The sequence below is a fragment of the Arthrobacter sp. P1_A5 genome (assembly GCF_056406825.1).
In genome coordinates, this window is record NZ_JBFTZL010000308.1 from 1 (window position 1) to 2,365 (window position 2,365).

Genomic DNA, 2,365 nt, shown 5'->3' on the forward strand with positions numbered 1-2,365 from the left:
GGCCTGTTCGTCATCGCCCTGGACACACCTCCGGACCCGGCCGACGCCGCCGACATCACGTTCGCGACCGACAACTTCGCCGCGGGTGAGCTGATCGGCAAGTGGACCGCAGCCCAGCTGGAGGGGAAGAAAGCGACCATTGCCCTCGTCGATCTTTTTGACGACAAGGTTGTCTCCGTGGACTACAACCGGGACCAGGGCTTCCTCACGGGACTCGGCATCGACACCGCGGACAAGAAGAAGAACGGTGACGAGGCCAAGACCGGAAAGTACACCGGCGGCAAGGGCGGCGAATACGAGATCGTCGGCAGCCAGGCCTCGCAGGGCGCCGAAGACGGCGGCCGCACCGCCATGGAAACCCTCCTGTCCAAGAACCCGAACATCAACGTCGTCTACACGATCAACGAACCCGCSGCGGCSGGCGCTTTCGAGGCCCTGAAGTCTGCCGGCAAGGAAAAGGACGTCCTGGTCGTTTCGGTGGACGGTGGATGCCCCGGCGTCAACAACGTCAAGTCCGGAGTCATCGGTGCCACGGCCCAGCAGTACCCGGTCAAGATGGCCGAACTGGGAGTGAAGGCCATCGTTGAGCTCGCCAAGACCGGCCAGAAGCCGGCCAACTCACCGGGGCTTGACTTCTACAACACCGGCGTCGAGCTTGTCACGGACAAGCCGGTCGACGGCGTCAAGAGCATCACCACCACCGAGKCCTCCGACATCTGCTGGGGAAAGTAACCCACCCAGCTTCACTAAGGGGACGGGGAGGCCGGAGTCCGCTATCGGCCTCCCCGCACTTCATCTACCGAGCTAGCTCCGCCCTAGCAACCATCACCGAAGATCAGGACCAATCGTGACCCAGCAACAGACCGCCGGACCGCCCAGCGCCGGGCAGGCCGACCTGGCCGAGGAATTCCTCGACCGCCAGACACCGCTTAGCCGGATACGCAATATCCTCCACCGTTACCCCGCCGTCAGCCCCGCCCTCGTGCTTCTCATCGCGGTGGTGGTGTTCAGCCTCCTCAATGAGAGGTTCCTGCGGGTTGAAAACCTCTCCCTGATTACCCAGCAGGTCTCCGTCGTCGGCACCCTGGCCATCGCCCAGACCCTCATCATCCTTACGGCAGGCATCGACCTTTCCGTCGGGGCCGTGATGATCCTGTCGTCCATGGTCATGGCCCAGCTCGCCGTCAACAACGGAATACCCGCGCCTCTAGCCCTGCTCGCAGGCCTGGCGGTCGGACTCGCCGCCGGAGCCCTGAACGGATTCCTGGTCACCAGGTTCCGGCTCCCGCCGTTCATCGTCACCCTGGGCACGCTGAACATCTTCATCGCCCTGACACTGCTCTACTCCAACGGAGCGACAGTGCGCGGCTCGGCCATGCCGCCCCTGCTGACCTGGACAGGAACCACCTTCCCGGTGGGCCCGGTCAGGATCTCCACGGGCGTCGTCATGATGCTCCTGCTCTACATCGCGGTCGCCTTCATCCTGGGCAAGACGGCCTGGGGCCGGCACGTCTACGCCGTCGGAGATGACAAGGAAGCCGCCCGCCTGGCCGGCATCCCGGTAAACCGTGTCCTCATGAGCGTCTACCTCGCAGCCGGCGCCGTCCTGGCCGTCGGCGCCTGGATCCAGATCGGACGCACCAACGCAGCCAGCCCCAACGGCGGCGTGGACCTGAACCTGGACTCCATCACAGCCGTCGTCATCGGCGGAACCAGCCTCTTCGGCGGCCGCGGCTCCGTCTGGGGAACCCTCCTCGGCGCCCTGATCGTCGGGGTCTTCCGCAACGGCCTCTCGCTCGCCGGGCTGGACGTGCTCTACCAGACGCTCGCCGTGGGCGTCCTCATCATTGTTGCTGTGTCCGTCGATCAGTGGATCCGAAAGGTCAAGTCATGACCATGACTGAATTTGAAGCCTCCCACGTCGCCACGCGCGAGCCCATCCTGCAGGCCCGGAACCTCGTCAAGACTTTCGGCCGTGTCGTGGGACTGGACGGCGTCAGCCTGGACCTGTACCCGGGCGAAGTCCTGGCGATCATTGGCGACAACGGTGCAGGCAAATCAACCCTGATCAAGTGCCTCACCGGCGCCGAAGTTCCCGACACAGKAGAACTCTTTGTATCGGGACAGCAGGTGCACTTCAAGCGGCCGCAGGACGCCAGGGTCCACGGCATCGAAACCGTGTACCAGAACCTGGCGGTCTCACCGGCGCTGGACGTCGCCTCCAACCTGTTCCTGGGCCGTGAGGAAAGGCGCGCGGGGCTCCTCGGAAGCGTGTTCCGGATGCTCGACACCAAAGGCATGCGCACCAAGGCCAAGGAAGAGCTGACCCGGTTGGGCATCTCCACCCTGCAGGACGTGACAGTGC

General features: G+C 64.5%; 3 protein-coding genes. All 3 read left to right on the forward strand.

Going from position 1 to position 2,365, the window contains the following annotated elements; genetic code table 11:
* On the forward strand, window positions 1-732 hold a 732-nt coding region (locus tag AC1D1S_RS20685; protein WP_476995395.1), incomplete at its 5' end, for a substrate-binding domain-containing protein.
* Window positions 733-847: 115 nt separating this feature from the next.
* Window positions 848-1,894 carry an ABC transporter permease gene (locus AC1D1S_RS20690; protein WP_476995396.1) on the forward strand — a complete coding sequence of 349 codons (1,047 nt, stop codon included), beginning with the start codon at window positions 848-850 and terminating at the stop codon, window positions 1,892-1,894.
* The coding region (locus AC1D1S_RS20695; RefSeq protein ID WP_476995397.1) for an ATP-binding cassette domain-containing protein at window positions 1,891-2,365 on the forward strand (475 nt) is incomplete at its 3' end. The genes AC1D1S_RS20690 and AC1D1S_RS20695, both read left to right, overlap by 4 nt.